Raw genomic sequence first — 3,018 nt, forward strand, 5'->3', positions numbered from 1 at the left:
CTCCAGCCGAAGCGGTCCTCGCGGGACGAACTCGCCGAGCGCCGGGCCGCCAAGGCCGAACGGGCTGCCAAGCAGGAAGCCGAAGAGGCCGAGCGGCGGCGCCGGCAGGCGAGGGCGGCGCTGGACAAGGCGGAGCAGCGCAAGGAAGACGCCGAAGCATCGGAACAGAAGGTGCTGGACAAGCTTGATCAACTGCAGAACCGGCGGGACGAACTCGTGGGCGAGCTCGCCGAACTGAAGCGGCGCATCGAGGACCTGGAACGGGAGGTCGCCTCGACCGATCGCAAGATGGAGGCTGCCGAGGAAGACCTGGTGTCCGCGGCCAAGACCGCGGATCGGACGCGCAAGGCCGCCGCAGCGGCACGGCGGGAGTTGGCCGAGCAGGAATAGTCTTCTCGCGGCGGCCGCCGCAGGGCAGCAAGTTAGCGGGGCAGCGAGACGCGAGGGAACATGTAGCCTAGGTCTCAAGTCCGGCCCGGGCGGAATGCCCGGACCGGCCGGAGCCGACAGGGGGCAACATGTGGCGCATTGATGCGGCCAGGACCGCACTGCTGATGATCGACATGCAGAACGATTTCGTGCTGGAAGGCGCGCCGATGGAAGTGCCCATGGCACGCCACCGGCTGCCGGAAATGGTGACCGCCGCCGCGGCATGCCGGCAGGCAGGCATCCCGGTCATCTACACCCGCCACGTTCTGCTGGATACATTCGACGTTTCGCCGTTGGAGACCACCTACAACCAGCGGCTGCGGGCGGCCGGCATGCGCCGCGGAACCAGCGGAGTTGAGATCGTCGAGGAACTCAAGCCCGAAGCCGCCGACTACGTGCTGGACAAGCACCGCTACGACGCGTTCCACAACACGCAACTGAAGAGTGTCCTGTCGACCATCCGCGGCTTGAACACGATAGACACGGTGGTCATCGCCGGCACGCTGACCGAGGTGTGCTGCGAATCGACCGCGCGCAGTGCCTTCATGAACGACTACAAGGTGGCGTTCCTCTCGGACGCCACCGGAGGCCGGTCGGAGGCTGCCCAGGCCGCCACCCTGGACGCTATCGGCACCTTCTTCGGCCGGGTGATGAGCGCCGCCGACATGGAAGCGGAACTCGGAACGACGGCGTAGGTGCAGCCCGGGGACTTTTCCGTGGTTGTGAAACGTTCGACTAGATGACACGTCAACATAGCCGGCAAGACCGTTAGGAGCATGGCAATGAAGATCAATGCGCTGGTAGTCGAAGAAAAGGATGCCCCGTTTGTCCCCGAGCAGCTGGAGCTGGACGAGCCCGGGCCCGGCGAAGTGCTGGTCAAGGTGGCCGCCGTCGGCCTCTGCCATACGGACTTGATCACCCAGGCCGGAGACATGCCGCTGCCGCTGCCCGGCGTGCTGGGCCATGAAGGCTCCGGCGTCGTGGAGGCCATCGGGGACGGCGTGACCAATGTCGCCGTGGGCGACCACGTCATCATGGGTTGGGCTTACTGCGGCGAATGCAAGAACTGCCTGCGCGGCGAGCACCGGTACTGCCTGCGCCTGGGCGAGGCGCTGGTGAGTGGTGCCCGGTTCAAGGGTCCCGACGCCGGCAAGTCCGCCTACACCCGGGCCGACGGAGGCAAGGTGTCCGGCCACTTCTTCGGCCAGTCGTCCTTCGCCGACTACTCGCTCGCACTGGCGTCGTCGCTGGTGAAGGTGGACAAGGAGATCCCGCTGGAACTGCTCGGGCCGCTGGCCTGCGGCATCACGACCGGTGCCGGCGCCGTGTTCAACACGGCCAAGCCCGAACCCGGCCAGTCGCTGGTCGTGTATGGAGCCGGCGCCGTGGGCCTGGCCGCGATCATGGCCGCGAAGAACATGCCCGCGGCCACGATCATCGCCATCGACCTGCACGATTCGCGGCTGGAGCTGGCGCGCGAACTCGGTGCCACCCACACCATCAATTCCGGCAACACCAACGCCCTCGAGGAGATCCAGCGCATCTGCGGCGGCCCGGCCGACTACGTGCTCGAATGCACCGGCAACATCAAGGTGGTTGAAGAAGCCGCGGACGCCGTGGGCATGCTGGGCACGCTGATCCTGATCGGCGGGGCGCCGGCGCAGGCGCGGTTCTCGGTGGACCACCTGCGCACGCTCTGGGGCAAGCGGATCATCGGCACCCTCGGCGGTTCCAGCACCTCCGCCCAGCTGATTCCCGGGCTGATCGCCCTGTACAAGGCCGGACGGTTCCCCTTCGACAAGCTGGTGAAGTACTACGGGTTCGACCAGATCGACACGGCCATCGCCGATTCCACCGCCGGCGGGACCATCAAGGCCGTCTTGAAAGCCACCGACTGAAAACCCTTCCCTGCCCCGGCCGCCCCGCCGCGGCCCGCACAACCATGCAATCAACTTGAAAGGACGGGATATGTCCCTGCTTGATGCCTCCCTGTGGGAGGGCAAGATCCATGTCAATGGCTGGCGCGACGGCGGTGCCGGCACCGCCGCTTCGGTGGAGCCCGCCACCGGCGAGACTTTGGGCCGCTACGGGCTGGCCTCGGTCGAGGACGTGCAGGAAGCGGCAGCAGTAGCTGCCGCTGCCCAAAAGGACTGGGCCGCCCGCAAACCGGAAGAACGCGCCGCCGTGCTGCGCCGCGCCGGCGCGCTGTGGGAGGAACACGCCGAGGAAATCCAGTCCTGGATCGTGCGCGAATCCGGGGGCATCGGCCCCAAGGCCGGCCTGGAAACCCACATCGCCGCCAACGAATGCTACGAAGCCGCGGCGCTGCCCTCGCTGCCGGCCGGCGACGTGCTCACCTCCAACGAGGACCGCTGGTCCTTCGCCCGCCGCCGCCCGGTCGGCGTCGTGTCCGTGATCGCGCCGTTCAACTTCCCGCTGATCCTCTCCATCCGCGCCGTCGCCCCGGCGCTGGCGCTGGGCAACGCGGTGCTGCTCAAGCCCGACCCCCGAACGGCGGTCTGCGGCGGCGTCAGCCTGATGCGCGTCTTCGAAGAAGCAGGCCTGCCCGCCGGGCTGCTCTCCCTGCTG

General features: G+C 67.7%; 4 protein-coding genes. All 4 read left to right on the plus strand.

Features of this window, described 5'->3' with window-relative positions:
* On the plus strand, positions 1–390 hold a 390-nt coding region (locus AC5RUJ_RS13620), incomplete at its 5' end, for a hypothetical protein (protein WP_494156008.1).
* Positions 391–518: 128 nt separating this feature from the next.
* Positions 519–1,124 carry an isochorismatase family protein gene (locus AC5RUJ_RS13625; RefSeq protein WP_494128443.1) on the plus strand — a complete coding sequence of 202 codons (606 nt, stop codon included), beginning with the start codon at positions 519–521 and terminating at the stop codon, positions 1,122–1,124.
* 87 nt (positions 1,125–1,211) lie between these two features.
* Positions 1,212–2,327: an NAD(P)-dependent alcohol dehydrogenase gene (locus AC5RUJ_RS13630; protein ID WP_494128442.1), complete on the plus strand. Its 1,116-nt coding sequence runs from the start codon at positions 1,212–1,214 to the stop codon at positions 2,325–2,327.
* A gap of 70 nt (positions 2,328–2,397) precedes the next feature.
* Positions 2,398–3,018: aldehyde dehydrogenase family protein (locus tag AC5RUJ_RS13635; protein WP_494156009.1), on the plus strand; the 621-nt coding region annotated here is incomplete at its 3' end.

The sequence above is a fragment of the Arthrobacter sp. Y3223164 genome, assembly GCF_059091005.1.